12 protein-coding genes and 1 riboswitch are annotated in these 14,796 nt (G+C 36.2%); of the genes, 8 read left to right on the top strand and 4 right to left on the bottom strand.

Features of this window, described 5'->3' with window-relative positions; translation table 11 throughout:
• Nucleotides 1–204 precede the first annotated feature (204 nt).
• Nucleotides 205–1,359, bottom strand: a complete 1,155-nt coding sequence (locus tag GUB10_RS01350; RefSeq protein WP_193709644.1) for an ABC transporter substrate-binding protein — start codon at nt 1,357–1,359, stop codon at nt 205–207.
• A gap of 162 nt (nt 1,360–1,521) precedes the next feature.
• Nucleotides 1,522–1,819, top strand: a riboswitch (cobalamin riboswitch).
• A gap of 33 nt (nt 1,820–1,852) precedes the next feature.
• Between GUB10_RS01350 and GUB10_RS01345 the strand changes: the two genes are divergently transcribed.
• Nucleotides 1,853–3,694 (top strand): TonB-dependent siderophore receptor, encoded by a 1,842-nt coding sequence (locus GUB10_RS01345; RefSeq protein WP_193709643.1) that lies wholly within the window; start codon nt 1,853–1,855, stop codon nt 3,692–3,694.
• A 3-nt stretch (nt 3,695–3,697) separates the two neighbouring features.
• Nucleotides 3,698–4,765: a YncE family protein gene (locus GUB10_RS01340; protein WP_193709642.1), complete on the top strand. Its 1,068-nt coding sequence runs from the start codon at nt 3,698–3,700 to the stop codon at nt 4,763–4,765.
• A gap of 83 nt (nt 4,766–4,848) precedes the next feature.
• Here the strand turns inward: GUB10_RS01340 and GUB10_RS01335 are convergent, their stop codons facing one another.
• Entirely contained in the window at nt 4,849–6,321 is a 1,473-nt protein-coding gene (locus GUB10_RS01335) for a S41 family peptidase (RefSeq protein WP_193709641.1), read from the bottom strand.
• A gap of 122 nt (nt 6,322–6,443) precedes the next feature.
• Between GUB10_RS01335 and GUB10_RS01330 the strand changes: the two genes are divergently transcribed.
• The 4 genes from GUB10_RS01330 to GUB10_RS01315 are packed head-to-tail and all read left to right on the top strand — an operon-like array spanning nt 6,444 to nt 8,492.
• A complete protein-coding gene (locus GUB10_RS01330; protein WP_193709640.1) occupies nt 6,444–6,959 on the top strand; it encodes an RNA polymerase sigma factor in 516 nt (171 codons plus the stop codon).
• Nucleotides 6,940–7,392: a hypothetical protein gene (locus GUB10_RS01325; protein ID WP_193709639.1), complete on the top strand. Its 453-nt coding sequence runs from the start codon at nt 6,940–6,942 to the stop codon at nt 7,390–7,392. Before GUB10_RS01330 ends, GUB10_RS01325 begins: the two co-directional genes overlap by 20 nt.
• Before the next feature lie 2 nt (nt 7,393–7,394).
• Nucleotides 7,395–7,922: a DUF4252 domain-containing protein gene (locus tag GUB10_RS01320; protein ID WP_193709638.1), complete on the top strand. Its 528-nt coding sequence runs from the start codon at nt 7,395–7,397 to the stop codon at nt 7,920–7,922.
• Between the two features lie 24 nt (nt 7,923–7,946).
• A complete protein-coding gene (locus GUB10_RS01315) occupies nt 7,947–8,492 on the top strand; it encodes a DUF4252 domain-containing protein (protein ID WP_193709637.1) in 546 nt (181 codons plus the stop codon).
• Between the two features lie 133 nt (nt 8,493–8,625).
• Here the strand turns inward: GUB10_RS01315 and purB are convergent, their stop codons facing one another.
• Nucleotides 8,626–9,963, bottom strand: a complete 1,338-nt coding sequence (gene purB / locus GUB10_RS01310; protein WP_193709636.1) for an adenylosuccinate lyase — start codon at nt 9,961–9,963, stop codon at nt 8,626–8,628.
• A 319-nt stretch (nt 9,964–10,282) separates the two neighbouring features.
• Nucleotides 10,283–10,969 carry an NAD-dependent deacylase gene (locus tag GUB10_RS01305; protein WP_193709635.1) on the bottom strand — a complete coding sequence of 229 codons (687 nt, stop codon included), beginning with the start codon at nt 10,967–10,969 and terminating at the stop codon, nt 10,283–10,285.
• A gap of 206 nt (nt 10,970–11,175) precedes the next feature.
• On the opposite strand from GUB10_RS01305, the gene GUB10_RS01300 reads away from it, so the two are divergent.
• Both GUB10_RS01300 and GUB10_RS01295 read left to right on the top strand, forming a co-directional pair.
• A complete protein-coding gene (locus tag GUB10_RS01300) occupies nt 11,176–12,024 on the top strand; it encodes a CHRD domain-containing protein (RefSeq protein WP_193709634.1) in 849 nt (282 codons plus the stop codon).
• A gap of 360 nt (nt 12,025–12,384) precedes the next feature.
• A complete protein-coding gene (locus GUB10_RS01295; RefSeq protein ID WP_193709633.1) occupies nt 12,385–14,718 on the top strand; it encodes a CHRD domain-containing protein in 2,334 nt (777 codons plus the stop codon).
• Nucleotides 14,719–14,796: the final 78 nt, after the last annotated feature.

The following is a 14,796-nucleotide window of genomic DNA, read 5'->3' as shown; positions in this document are numbered from 1 at the left end:
GTTATTTATTTGGGTGTAAATATCTGAAATAAAATGAGGAGATAAAATTAATGAAGAAGCATAATAAAAAATGGATGCCTATATTAGGCCATTTTAAACTTTCAGGTGATGGAGTATAACAGGTTTATGCACTTTAGATATCTGCTTGGGGATTCAAAAAAAACTTTTAGATAAGGTTTTAACCAGTGCCTTGAAGCTACTAAATTACTCTTCCAGAGCCTTAAAAAAAGTAGTTTCGTAATTAGGAAGTAGATCTGGGTGAAATATAGCAACCAGGTCTTTTAGTACTAAATCTGGGCGTTGCGGGCCAAGTTCAAAATAAATTACTCCGCCGGTTTCACCTTTAGTAAGGCTTACGCTGTAAACATTTTTTTTCTGAAACACTTCAAATTGCCTGTAATGTTCCGATTCTTCTAAAAGTTGCGAGTAAGAAGTAAACTGTCCGGCACTTATCCAAAAATCGGCGTCCTGGGCTTTTTCCAGCACACTTTCAAAAGATAATGCCATGCTGCCGTTTCCACGGGTGTCAGAATATACGTAATTAGCATTGGCGTCTTTAATAAACTGTGCATGCCATGAGTTTCCGTAAGGTAAATACCATTGGTCTTTATACATAGCACCACTTAAGACTTTTGGGGTATTTCTAGCCGACTTTGCTAAATCTTTAGCTTCTTTATAAGCTTTTTCAATAGATTCAAACTCTTCTTCGGCTTCAGCTAACTTATCGTAAAAAGCACCAAAAAACTTGATCCATTCTGCTTTTCCAAGTGGAGTTTTTTCTGTCCAATCGCCGTTGTACATCACCGGAATTCCCATTTTTTGAATTGTTTCCAGGGTTTTGTTATTCGCATCTATAGCAAAACCAATAACTACTTCGGGTTCCAGGTCTATAAGTATTTCGGTATTGATATTTTCGTTTTTCCCCAACTCTTTAATTTTGCCGGAATTAATCAGTTTTCTGGTTTTTTCAGAAGAGATATAATCTAAGCCCGGGAAACCAATAAGGCTGTTTTCTTCATTTAAAGCTTCGAGTGCCGGAATATGAGTGGTAGAAGTAACAACCATTTTTTTTACCGGAATTTGCACTTTTTGATCATACTCTAAATCTTTTGGGATTTGAGCATTTTCCTTAAAAAGAAGATAAGTGAAGGGCTCTTTGGCATTAGGCCAGGGAGATTTTAGTTCTATTAGGTAGAAATCATTAAATGTTTTGATACTAAAACTCTTAGCGTAACTTAATTCAAGCGCTGTTTCAAGCTTTTTAGAAGTTGTTTTTTGTTCGTTCTGGTTATTCTTACATGCAGTTAGGAATAGAAATAGAATAACAAAATTAAGAATCCAGGTAAACTTATTTTTCATTTTAATACGCTTAAATCTAATTGACTGAAACTTGCTTTTTCTCATTTTCCAGAATGAAACCTTGTTTGTCTTGAACATAGTGTTTCAGATATTTTTGGAAGAGGAATTGTCAAAAGTAATATTATTTAGAATTTAATAGTTACAACTCGTATAAATGTTTAATTTCGCACTGAAATTTTTGGTTCGGATGTGTTTTATCACGCCGATTAAAAGGGAATCAGGAAAAAAGTACGAAGTTAGAAGTACAAAATACCAGGAAAGAATATTTTATTCGTGTTTCAAACTTCTTCCTTCTAACTTTTGTTAAGCCTGAGCTGTTCCCGCAACTGTAAGCTAAGTTCTGATTTTTAAATCAGAATGCTTGTTGTTATCACTTCAAAAACCACTGTTCTTAGTTAAGGATGGGAAGGTAAACAACAAGACGCGAGCCAGGAGACCTGCCAAAATAGTACTAATTAATTCTTAGACTTTCGGGATAAAAGTCAGGGGGCAGATGAAAAATAGACAATTTTATATTTTATTTCTTGGCTTGCTTTGTGGCTTGCCATTATGGGCTCAAAACGATACTATAAACGTTTTGGACGAGGTGTTTTTAACCGATATTAAACTAAGAGATTTCTCTACCGGACAGCATGTAAGCGTTTTAAACGATTCGGTTTTAAAGAAAAACGGAGCACTACTTACTTCAGCTTTAAATTTTAATACCAATATCTATTTTAAAGAAAATGGCCTGGGAATGGTTTCTTCGCCATCTTTTCGTGGAACAACTGCGTCTCAAACCGCGGTTTTATGGAATGGAATTAATATTAATTCTCAATTTAACGGTCAAACCGACTTTAATACCATAAACGCGGGCGGATTTGATAATATAAGTGTTCGTGGTGGGGGTGGAAGTGTTGTGTATGGCTCTGGGGCTATTGGCGGAAGTATTCACTTAAATACCCAACTTGATTTTAGTGGAAAAACAAAACAGGATTTATTTTTACAATACGGGAGTTTTAACACCTTAGATGCTCGATATAAAATTAAAACTTCAACCAAAAAATGGAGCTTAAGTGCCGCTCTTGCCAGAAACTCTTCAGATAATGATTATGAATGGCCGCTGAAAGGAAAGAAGAACGTAAATGGGAGCTTTTATAACAATAACCTAAATATTGGTTTGGCATATAGGTTTACTAAAAGAAATACCTTAAAGTTTTACAGTGAAGTTTTTGAAGGAGAACGTCATTTTTCATTGATAAGGCCTTCAGAAACTAAAACCAAATACAGTAATGTAAATTCACGGAATTTATTGGAATGGGTTAGTGAGTTTGGCAATTTTATCTCGGTAGCCAGGTTGGCCTATTTGGATGAAAACTATAGATATTATCCAAATATTGCTTCCAATAATTATACGTTTGGAGCAGCAAAGACTACCATAGGAAAGTATGATATAAAATACACACCTTCAAATACATTGCAATTTAATGCTTTATTAACCAATACCTATACCGATGGAACGGGATCGGGAATTACTGAAAATACCAGGAATATTTTTTCTTCGGCATTTTTAATGAAACACCGGCCGTTTAAGAAACTTCAGTACGAATTGGGTTTAAGAAAAGAAGTTACCAATAATTATGAGAGTCCGTTATTGTTTTCGGCGGGTCTTAATTACGATGTAACCAATTTATATAGTTTTAAAATAAACGCTTCCAGAAATTTTAGAATTCCAACGTATAACGACCTGTATTGGACGGGCGCCGGAAATCCCAATCTTAATCCTGAAACCTCCAACCAGGTAGAACTTGGAAAGCATTTTAACTATAAAAATTTAAATTTTAGCCTTACCGGTTATTACAACCAAATTGATGATATGATTCGTTGGCTACCCTCAGAAACAGGGGCCTGGCGTCCAATAAATGAAGAGAAAGTAGAAACCTATGGCTTTGAGGTACTCACTAATTGGCAAAAAAATATTTTAAAAAATCATAGTATAGGTGCTTCTGCAACTTATGCTTATACCGTTTCAGAAGATATGAATACCGGGTACCAGCTTATTTATGTACCCTTTCATAAAGCTACGGCTGCCTTTACCTATACTTTTAAAAAGTTAAGTCTGGATTATCAGCTTCTATATACCGGCGAGGCGTTTACCAGGTCAGATAATAATGCTCGTTATAATATGGATGCCTATACGGTTTCAAACCTGGGAATAGGCTATGATTTTGGAAAAAAGCATAGCTATAAAATTGGGGCAAGAGTACTCAATATTTTTGATGAAGCATACCAAAGTGTAGAAAACCGGTGGATGCCCGGTAGAAATTTTAATATATACCTAAACCTTAATTTTTAAACAATGAAGAGAATTAGCAAACTATTGTCTATGGCCTTAATAGGAGGGCTTTTATTAAATTCCTGTAGTAGTGACGATGATATTGTTGATCCCGATGGGCCACAAGCGGAAGGAGATTATACCAATGGTTTTTTTGTACTGAATGAGGGAAATAGCGGTAGTGGCGGTAGTGTTACCTTTATAGATAATACATTCCAAAATGTAACAAATGAAATCTATAAAAAAGAAGCCACAGAAGATGATCTGGGACAGTATGCGCAATCTATTTTTTTTGAAGATGATTTAGCATATATAGTATCAAATGGATCGAATATGATCACCATTGTAAATCGCTATACTTTTGAATATGTTGATAGAATAGAATCCGGACTGATCTCACCAAGATACGGAGTAATAGAAAACGGGAAAATATTTGTAACTAATCAAGGAACTTACGAAGCTCCTGGAGCCACTGAATTTGATGATTTTGTAGCTATAATTGACCTGGAATCTTTGGAAGTTGAAAAAACTATTAAAACAAATACTGTTATAGAATATATTCACGAAGAAGATGGATTAATTTACGTTCAAAAAGCTGCCTTTGGTAGCGGTAGTGATATAGCGGTAATAGACTCTGCTTCAGGTGAAATTATAAATACTATTGTAACAGAAAATGCTTTAAATTCTTTTGAAATTGAAGATGGGATTATTTATGCTTTGAGTAGTGCTAAACTGGAAAAAATTGATTTAGCCACTGGTGCTATAATAGATGAGGTTGAAATAAATACTGAATCGGGAAGTGCAGTTAACCTTGAATTAGAAGATGAAATGGTTTACTACACTGTAGGTAAATCAGTTTATAGTATGAGTGTAAATGCTGAAACTGCACCTGAGGATGCGTTGTTTTCGTATAACAGTGATTCACAGTGGGGAGTTATGTATGGATTTGAGGTAGACGAGGATAAAATTTACATTGCAGATGGAGGTGATTTTTCTTCAAATAGTTTTGTTGAAATTTATACTATTAGTGGGGAGTTACTTGAAAACATTGAAGTTGGTATAGGTCCTAATGGCTTCTACTTTAACGACTAACTATATTGTTTTTCTGTTATTTGCTTATATAAAAAAGCCCCGTTTCATTAATGAAACGGAGCTTTTCCTTTTAGTTTAAAGAATTACTTCTGTAATTCTACTGCTTTTTTCCTAACTTCTTCTGGGATTTTATCAATATACATTCTCTGATAATCAACATCAGTCTCACCTCTTTCTCCAATTTTAGTAAACCTGATATCGTAAGAAACTGCTGGAATGGCCATTTTGTTTCCGGTTATATCGGCAAGAGCTGCAGCAAGCATAGGCTCTTCAGGGGATCCTAATTCTATAAGGTTAGTATAGCCCTCGCTAACCGTAATATCAGGAATTAACCCCATTTCGTAATAAGCGTCTTCATTAGCATTTTTAGATTCATAAATGAGTGGTTGAATTACATATTTATGATTAGGATTACGGTTTTGTTTGTTAAAGTTTGGCGAATCGTACAAAGGAGCGGCCGCTTGAAATTTACCAACTGTGGTGTCGCCAACATGTACCATATTTATATAAGGAGAGAGTCCATTCATCACTAATTCACTTGCTGAAGCGGTAAAACTGGTTCCAATAATATGAACTTCATTTAAGTTTAGGCTGTTAATAGCCTCGCCTGTTCTTATTTTATCGTTAAAACGGTCTACAAGTTCTTCCTGGGTGAATTCATTCTGTAAAAGATCGTTCCATCTTTGTTTAGAAAAAATCTCCCCTTCAAATTGCCCGGTAATCATACTGGAAAGATCCACTGCAGTTTCCACATTTCCACCGCCATTATAACGAAGGTCAAGTACAAGTGCTTGTGCACCTTCAGCTTTTAATTTTCCAAAAGCAGCGTTTAACTCAGCGTCAAAATCGGCGGTAAATGAGTTGTACATCACGTAACCTACCTTTGTACCATTTACATCAAGGGTTTTTGCCAGTAAAACCGGATTTTCGGTAATTTGTTCTCTGGTTAAAGCAATAGTTTCACCGGTTTCACTAATTACATTATCATTTACTTCAGCTAAAGAAATTTCATAACCATCACGTGCCAAAAGCGATTGATAGTTAGATCGGTTCATGGCTTCTCCATCAATTTCGGTAAAAAGCATTCCTCTTTTTACTTCGGCTTCATCGGCAGGGCTTCCGGGAATTACATAGCGTACATAACCAAAAACCCCATTTTCTCCATAAGCTACAAGACCATAGTCCATGCCGGTGGTAGTACTAATACCACTTTGGCTGTTTTCAAGGATTGTATAATCGTCAAGAATAAAACTAAATCGGTCTTTTGGAGCGGGAACTTTTAATCCTTCATTAAAAAGATCCTCCGGCGAATCAAAACTGGCGAGCCATTCATCTTTATCGGCTTCAGAATCAAAATAATTTTCGTCAAGTTCTGCAACATCTGCCTCGTAAACATAAAAAATACTCATGGCATTATATAGATAATTCTCTATTTCTAAATCGGGATCTTCTTCACCTTTTACCACAGGAAAGCGCTCATCATCATTATCTGTAGAGCAGGAGCTTAATATCCCCAGCGATAAGCCTAAAAATAAAATTAGTTTATTAATCTTCATAAATGTTAAGTTTGTTTTAGATTGCTAAAAATACCTACAATTACTTAAAACCAAAATCTTATTGTAACAAATATTACCACTAATCGTTTAAAGGATAAGAAGGTTAATAAACCAACACATATATGAAACAACAAGCCTTCCTGGATAAAATAAACCCGGTAAAAGATAAAATGTACCGGCTTGCATTAAGACTACTTGTTTCTAAAGAAGCGGCAGAAGATGCTACCCAGGAGGTGATTCTAAAATTATGGAACCGAAAACATAAAATCAAGGATTATACCAACCTTGAAGCTTTTGCAATGATGGTGATAAAAAATCACTGTTTAGATGAATTGAAGGCTAAAAAGAATAATAATTTAAGAATTGTTCATCAAAATTATGAAAATAAATCTATTTCCCCTCAAAGAGATTTGGAGCTAAAAGATGAAATGAATTGGATACAGGATATTGTAGCCGATTTACCCGAACAACAAAGAATTGTCTTTCAGCTTAGAGATATAGAGCAACTGGATTTTGAAGAAATAGAAGAAATAACAAAAATGAAAAGTACAGCGGTAAGGGTAGCCTTATCGCGTGCAAGAAAGAAAATAAGAGAGCGCTTAACAAACAAGCACGATTATGGAATTACAAAAAATTAAAGATTTACTCGAAAAGTATGATGCCGGGGAAACTTCTTTGGCCGAAGAGCAGCAACTTAGGAAATATTTTGAAAGGAACGAAGTTTCTGAAAGTTTAAAACCTTACCAACTTATGTTTGCCTTTTCTGCAAAAGAAAATCAAGAAAGTTATGACCGGGAAATTAATTTGCCTGCTAACAAACAAGAGAATAGGTATCTCTGGACGGCTATTGCGGCCAGTATAATTTTAGTAATAGGCCTTTTCTTTTTTCAAAATAAACCTTTGGAAATGAATGATAAGGATGTTAGCACTATTCAGGATAGGGAAGAGGCATTACAAAAGAGTATGGAAGCATTAAAAATGGTTTCTGAAATAATGAATGAAGGAAAACAAGACCTTAAATATTTAAAAGAATTTAATAACACTAAAAATAAATTTATCAAAACCGAATAGCCATGAGAAAGATAGCACTAATAATTATCATTGGGTTGTTACCACTAATAACGCAGGCGCAATCTTTTGCCAAGTATGAAAACATGAAAGATGTAGATGCGATGGTAATGACCAGTAAGATGTTTAAAATGCTTGCCAAAGTAGATCTAAGCGACGATAACCCTGAAGCCAGGGAGTATCTAAAACTTATTGAAAACCTGGATGAAATTAAAATGTTTACCAGTACCACCGCCTCAGTGAGAAGTCAAATGCAAAAAGATGTAGCATCTTATTTAAGTTCTAATAAATTAGACCAGTTAATGCGGGTAAAAGAAGATGGTAAAAACATTCGGTTTTATTCAAAAAGTGGGAAAAGCGACAACTATGTAAGTGAACTTTTTATGTTTATGGAAGGTGAAAAAGAAGGAGAACCAATTTCGGTAATTTTAAGTATTACCGGCGAAATAGATCTTTCTCAGTTATCCCGTTTAACCTCCGATCTTAAAATTCCGGGAGCTGAAGAGCTCAAGAATGTTGAGAATAAATCTTAGAATAATACTATTAAATCTATAACAATGAAAGTAATAAAAATATTAAGCCTTGCGCTTGCTGCTACAGCCTTTGTTTCCTGTGCTAACGAAGCTAGTTTGCAGGAGTACTATGTAGAAAATCAACAGGATAATAAATTTATAGCGGTAGATATACCTACCAGTATGTTTACAAATACCGAGGAACTGGATGAAACCCAAAAAGAAACTCTAGAAACCGTAAGGAAAATTAATGTTCTGGCGTTACCGGTAAAAGATAGCAAAGAAGAATATGAAATTGAAAAAGCCAGGTTGGCTGAAATTTTAAAAGATGAAAAGTACCAGCTTTTAATGCGATATGGCTCAAATACCCGTAAAGCTGAAATTTATTTTACCGGAAATGAAGATGCTATAGACGAAATTATCGTGTATGGTTATGACGATACAAAAGGTGTTGGGGTAGCACGTGTTTTGGGAGAAGATATGAATCCACAAAAATTAATGGAGTTTATGAAATCCCTTGACAAAGGTGATATAGATGTTGCAGGATTAAAAGGGATTTCCGGTATGCTTCAAACCGAAATTGAAAAGTAGTTTTTAGTCTAATAATTGAAGAGGTTGTTTGAAACCTTATGGACGTCACCCTGAGCTTGTTTCAGGGGCTAATAAACTTAGAATCTGAAACAAGTTCAGATTGACGATTCGTTTCAAACAACCTCTTTTTATCTTAAATCCCTGTATAATTTTGCGGACTTATTTTTTTGAGTTCCTCTTTTACTGTTTCTGAAACTTCTAAGGTTTCAATAAAATCGGCGATACTCTTTTTATTAATTTTTTCGTTGGTCCTGGTAAGGCCTTTAAGGGTTTCATACGGATTTTTAAATCCTTCACGGCGTAAAATGGTTTGAATTGCTTCAGCTACTACAGCCCAGTTAGCCTCTAGATCTTCGTTTAGCTTTTCTTCGTTTAATAATAATTTATCAAGGCCTTTAAGGGTACTTTTAAAAGCGATACTGGTATGCCCAAGGGGCACTCCAATATTTCTTAGCACAGTGCTATCGGTAAGGTCGCGTTGTAATCTACTAATGGGAAGCTTAGCTGCTAAATGTTCAAAAATGGCATTGGCAATCCCTAAATTTCCTTCGCTGTTTTCAAAATCTATTGGGTTTACTTTATGTGGCATAGCCGAAGAACCAATCTCCCCCTTTTTAATTTTCTGCTTAAAATAATCCATTGAAACATAGGTCCAAATATCGCGATCCAGGTCTATTAGAATATTATTGATTCTTTTTAAGGTATCAAATAAAGCGGCCATATGGTCGTAATGCTCAATTTGAGTAGTTGGAAAAGAATGGTGTAAGCCTAATTTTTCCTGTACAAAATTTGTCCCAAATTCTTTCCAGTCGGTATTTGGATAGGCTACTTTATGTGCATTAAAATTACCGGTAGCACCTCCAAATTTAGCCGCGTGAGGCACTTTATTTAAAAGATCGAGTTGAGATTCCAGGCGATTTATAAAAACCTCTATTTCTTTTCCTAATCGGGTAGGAGAGGCAGGCTGACCGTGGGTTCTGGCCAATAAAGGAACATTAGCCCAATCTTGCGAAAGCTGCGTTAGCTTCGCTATTATTTCTTCAACTTCGGGAAGATAATGGGTGGTTATTGCATCTTTTAAACTTAAAGGGACTGCCGTATTATTGATGTCTTGAGAAGTAAGTCCAAAATGGATAAACTCTTTAGATTTTTCCAACCCCAATTCATCAAACTTATTTTTTAGTAAATACTCTACAGCTTTTACATCGTGATTGGTAGTTTTTTCAATTTCCTTTACGGCCTGGGCATCTATGCTTGTAAAATTCTCATAAATAGCACGTAATTCCGGAAATATCGAATGGTCAATATCTTTTAATTGCGGTAAGGGTAATTCACAAAGCGCAATAAAATATTCAACTTCAACCTTTACGCGGTATCTTATTAAAGCTTCTTCGCTAAAATAAGCAGAAAGTTGTTTTGTTTTGGAATGATATCTTCCGTCTATAGGAGAAATAGCTGTTAGCGGTGTCATGGGTTTAAATTAGAAATTAAAAGCCATAAAGATACTGCTTCCAGCCAATCTTTAAAACTACGGCCGCATTTCTTTTTAGCTAAATTTTTATAAAAGCCTGTATGATAAATGAGCATAGTGCTATTGGAGTTAATTGGCACCGCCAAAGGGTGTAATACCCCGAGGCTTGCCTCGAAATTAAAAATTTGTTTTCAACGAATGCCTCGTGGGCTTGCCCCGAGGTAGTTTACTTAAAAATCAATTCTTGTATTCAAGAATCAGGGCTAGATGCTTTTTTCGTTTGCCAAGAACTTTATTGTATAGAAATAGAAGACAATATTCAGGAGGGATTTAACAAGTTTTTGACCAACTCGGGAACTCCCAGGGAAGCTTTTTTAGCAATAATTTGCAGGTTTCCTTTTTCTGAAATATTAGGTTTAGGATCTATAAAATAAATAGGAATCCCGTTTGGAGCAAAATCCAGGAGTCCTGCCGCCGGATATACCTGCATAGAGGTGCCAATAATTATTAGCATTTCTGCTTCACTTACAATTTCCATTGCTTTTTCAAACATGGGTACGGCTTCACCAAACCATACCACGTGAGGTCTCAGCTGATAATTAAATTCACAAAAGTCTCCTATATTAATATCCTGTTTCCAATCTAATACCAGGTTTTCATTAAACGTACTTCTGGCTTTTAAAAGTTCGCCGTGTAAATGGGTAACCTTGGTGCTTCCGGCCCTTTCGTGAAGATCATCTATATTTTGAGTGATAATCTCTACCTGAAATTCTTTTTCAAGTTCTGCCAAAGCAAAATGCGAAGCATTGGGTCTTACTGTTAGTAATTGACGTCTTCGTTGGTTATAGAACTCTAAAACTTTTTTTTGATTGTTTTTCCAGCCTGCCGGTGAGGCAATTTCCATTACATCGTGACCTTCCCATAAACCCCCGGCATCTCTAAATGTTTTTATGCCGCTTTCGGCACTTACGCCGGCACCGGTTAGCACGACTATTTTTTCTAACATGCGGTTGTATTTATTGTAATTTCTAAGATAATGTTAATCTTAGATAATTAAAAATGTTAAAGGTAGATAGCGATTTTGCTTACAGTCAGGAAAGTAAGTTTTTTTTCTTGTTAAAGTCTTCGCAACACTCATAATAACACGCAACCATTTACTGTTATTCGTATCTACAAGTTGAATAAATTAATAACACAAAAATTAAATTTAAAATGAAAAAATTAGCATTTGCTTTAATGATGGTCGCAGGTTTCGCAAGTTGTGATAGTGACGATGATGGTGTAGACATTCCTTTTGAAGGAGAAACAAAAGAATACACCCTAAACACTATTGGAGATTCTGGCGTTAGTGGAACTGTTACTTTTAACGAAAATGAAGACGGATCTACTACTGTAGAATTTGACCTGGAAGGCACAGAAGAGGGTAATTTACATCCTGCGCACATTCATATGGGAACTGCAGTAGAAGGTGGAGAGATTGCTGTTACATTCGAACCTATTGATGGAGCAACAGGAATGAGTACAACTGAGGTATCTAGTTTAGATGATGAAACAAGTATTACTTACGAAGAATTAGTAGCCTACGATGGTTATATCAATGTACATTTAAGCCAGGATGATTTACCAACAATCGTTGCGCAAACCGATATCGGTGGAAATGCACTTACCGGAGAGTCTGTAAGCTACGATCTTAATGAAATGGACATCGCTGGTGTAAGCGGAGTAGCTGTATTTGAAGAACGTGAGAATGGTGAAACTTTAGCTACTTTAGACCTTGATGGTACTACAGAAGGAGGTTCGCATCCAGCCCACATACATGTAGGATCTGTAGAAGATGCTCCTGGAGCTATTGCTATTACCTTTAATCCTGTAAATGGAGCTACCGGTATGAGTATGACCAACATCGCTATGACTGATGGTACTGAGGAAGAAGAAGGTGAGGCTATTACTTACGAAGATTTACTAACTTACAACGGATACATTAATGTACACGCCAGTGCAGATGATCTTGAAACACTTGCTGCACAAGGGAATATGGGAGCAAATGCTTCTGAAGAATAATATTCTTTAATATTTAATCAATTAAAAGCCCGACAACATGTCGGGCTTTTTTATTTTAGAATGATTTTTTTAAATGAGCTAAGTCTGCTATCACTATTATTAAAAGGTGGAAGCTTTGAAATAACTTATTTAAAATCGCTCTTCCAGAAATGCTTAAAGTTAATTTTAAGATTCAATTACTTTCCCTATTTTACCTTATCACTTCCTGAAGTGTTTATTAACACAATTTAAGATTACTTTTTAAAAATATTAACATCCGCTAAAAACCTTCCTCTCGTAAATATTGGTGAGTTGTGGATTAGAATTAGTAGAAATGCTGTTCTAATGCATTTAAATTATTAAAAACCAAAAATTTAAATTATGAGAAAATTTTTACTTGCTATTTTAATAGCACTACCATTTATGTTTATGAGTTGCAGTAGCGATGATGATGCCGGCGGCTCTGATGATGACAATTTTCAGGGAGAGACAAAGTCTTTCCAGCTTTTTTCGGTTGCTGATCCTTCTATTTCCGGAACTGCAATTTTTATGGAAAATGAAGACAACAGTACCACGGTTGAAATTGAACTAGATGGCACTTCAGATGGGGGAATGCACCCGGCACATATTCACTACAATACGGCTGCAGAAGGTGGGGATATTGCACTTACCTTTGAATCTGTAAATGGTTCTACAGGAATGAGTTCTACAACTTTTTCTTCCTTAGATGATGGTACAGATATTACTTATCAGGAAGCCATAAGCTTTGATGGGTATATCAATGTACATTTAAGTGGAGATGAATTAACAACACTAGTTGCCCAGGGTGATATCGGTGAAAACGAACTTACCGGGGAATCTAAAAATTATATGCTCGATGAAAAAGCTGTAGATGGTATTTCAGGAAATGTGATGTTTCAGGAAAGAATGAATGGGGAAGCTTTAGCTACTATTATGCTAGATGGAACTCCAGACGATGGGATGCACCCGGCACATATTCATATAGGTGCTGCAGCCGAAGGTCCTGGAGCTATTGCCTTTACCTTTAATCCTGTAAATGGAGCTAACGGAATGAGTAAAACAAATATAGCCGAGTTAAATGATGGAACTGCCTTTATGTATAACGATGTTCTTAATTATGATGGCTATGTAAATGTACACTTAAGTGCCGAAGAATTGCCTACCCTTGTAGCACAAGGTGATATTGGAGCCAATGAACTAACCGGCGAAAGTAAAACCTATCAGTTAGATGAAAAAGCCGTAGACGGTATAAGTGGTTCAGTAGTTTTTGAAGAAAGAATGAGTGGAGAAGCTTTGGCTACTATTATGCTAGATGGAACTCCAGACGATGGGATGCACCCGGCACATATTCATATGGGCGCTGCAGCCGAAGGCCCTGGAGCTATTGCCTTTACTTTTAACCCTGTAAATGGAGCCACCGGAATGAGTATGACTCATATAGCTGAGCTAAACGACGGTACTGCATTTATGTATAGTGATATTCTTAGTTATGACGGCTATGTAAATGTACATTTAAGTGCCGAAGAATTGCCTACCCTTGTAGCACAAGGTGATATTGGAGCCAATGAATTAACCGGCGAAAGCAAAACCTATCAGTTAGATGAAAAAGCTGTAGACGGTATAAGTGGTTCGGTAATTTTTGAAGAAAGAATGAGTGGAGAAACTTTAGCTACTATTATGCTAGATGGAACTCCTAATGGTGGGATGCACCCGGCGCATATTCATATAGGCGCAGCAGCTCAAGGTCCTGGCGACATTGCCTTTACTTTTAACCCAGTAAATGGAGCCTCTGGAATGAGTATGACTCATATAGCTGAACTAAATGATGGTACTGCATTTATGTATAGTGATATTCTTGGTTATGACGGTTATGTAAATGTACATTTAAGTGCCGAAGAATTGCCCATACTTGTAGCGCAAGGTGATATAGGTGCTAATGAACTAACCGGCGAGAGCAAAACCTACCAGTTAGATGAAAAAGCTGTAGACGGTATAAGTGGTTCAGTAGTTTTTGAAGAAAGAATGAGTGGAGAAGCTTTGGCTACTATTATGCTAGATGGAACTCCTAATGGAGGTATGCACCCGGCGCATATTCATATGGGAACCGCTGCCGAGGGGCCTGGTGATATTGCCTTTACTTTTAACCCCGTAAATGGAACTACGGGAATGAGTATGACTCATATAGCTGAGCTAAACGATGGAACTTCGTTTATGTATAGCGATGTTTTGGATTTTGACGGTTATGTAAATGTACATTTAAGTGCCGAAGTATTAACCACGCTTGTAGCACAGGGAGATATAGGTGCTAATGAACTAACCGGCGAAAGCAAAACCTATCAGTTAGATGAAAAAGATGTAGATGGTATAAGTGGTTCAGTAGTTTTTGAAGAAAGAAAAAATGGAGAAACTTTGGTTAGTATTATGTTAGATGGAACACCTGATGGTGGAATGCATCCTGCACATATTCACGTAGGTTCTGTTTCTGAAGCTCCCGGAGCTATTGCAATTACCTTAAATTCAGTTAATGGTACTACCGGAATGAGTATGACTAATGTAACTAAATTTAATGGTGAAGATGGGGAAGCTATAGACTATAACGGACTCCTGAATTACGATGGTTATATAAATGTGCATTTAAGTGCTGAAGATTTAGAGACCCTGGTTGCGCAGGGAGATGTAGGTTCTAACTCTTAGTGATTATCAATTAAATATAAGTATAAACCCGGTCTCGATAAGACCGGGTTTTTTTATGCGAATACTTTATCTTTAGAA

Origin of the sequence: Salegentibacter sp. BLCTC, from assembly GCF_015143665.1 — a bacterium.
In the GTDB taxonomy this organism is placed as follows: Bacteria; Bacteroidota; Bacteroidia; order Flavobacteriales; family Flavobacteriaceae; genus Salegentibacter; species Salegentibacter maritimus.
The sequence above is the reverse complement of the archived record's forward strand: the minus strand, read 5'-3'. Positions and strand labels throughout refer to the sequence as shown.

Coding starts and splice junctions, on each gene's coding strand:
- GUB10_RS01350 (WP_193709644.1), bottom strand. CDS start 1,359: ATGAAAAATAAGTTTACCTGGATTCTTAATTTTGTTATTCTATTTCTA.
- GUB10_RS01345 (WP_193709643.1), top strand. CDS start 1,853: ATGAAAAATAGACAATTTTATATTTTATTTCTTGGCTTGCTTTGTGGC.
- GUB10_RS01300 (WP_193709634.1), top strand. CDS start 11,176: ATGAAAAAATTAGCATTTGCTTTAATGATGGTCGCAGGTTTCGCAAGT.
- GUB10_RS01315 (WP_193709637.1), top strand. CDS start 7,947: ATGAAAGTAATAAAAATATTAAGCCTTGCGCTTGCTGCTACAGCCTTT.
- GUB10_RS01295 (WP_193709633.1), top strand. CDS start 12,385: ATGAGAAAATTTTTACTTGCTATTTTAATAGCACTACCATTTATGTTT.
- GUB10_RS01335 (WP_193709641.1), bottom strand. CDS start 6,321: ATGAAGATTAATAAACTAATTTTATTTTTAGGCTTATCGCTGGGGATA.
- GUB10_RS01320 (WP_193709638.1), top strand. CDS start 7,395: ATGAGAAAGATAGCACTAATAATTATCATTGGGTTGTTACCACTAATA.
- purB (WP_193709636.1), bottom strand. CDS start 9,963: ATGACACCGCTAACAGCTATTTCTCCTATAGACGGAAGATATCATTCC.
- GUB10_RS01340 (WP_193709642.1), top strand. CDS start 3,698: ATGAAGAGAATTAGCAAACTATTGTCTATGGCCTTAATAGGAGGGCTT.
- GUB10_RS01325 (WP_193709639.1), top strand. CDS start 6,940: ATGGAATTACAAAAAATTAAAGATTTACTCGAAAAGTATGATGCCGGG.
- GUB10_RS01330 (WP_193709640.1), top strand. CDS start 6,444: ATGAAACAACAAGCCTTCCTGGATAAAATAAACCCGGTAAAAGATAAA.
- GUB10_RS01305 (WP_193709635.1), bottom strand. CDS start 10,969: ATGTTAGAAAAAATAGTCGTGCTAACCGGTGCCGGCGTAAGTGCCGAA.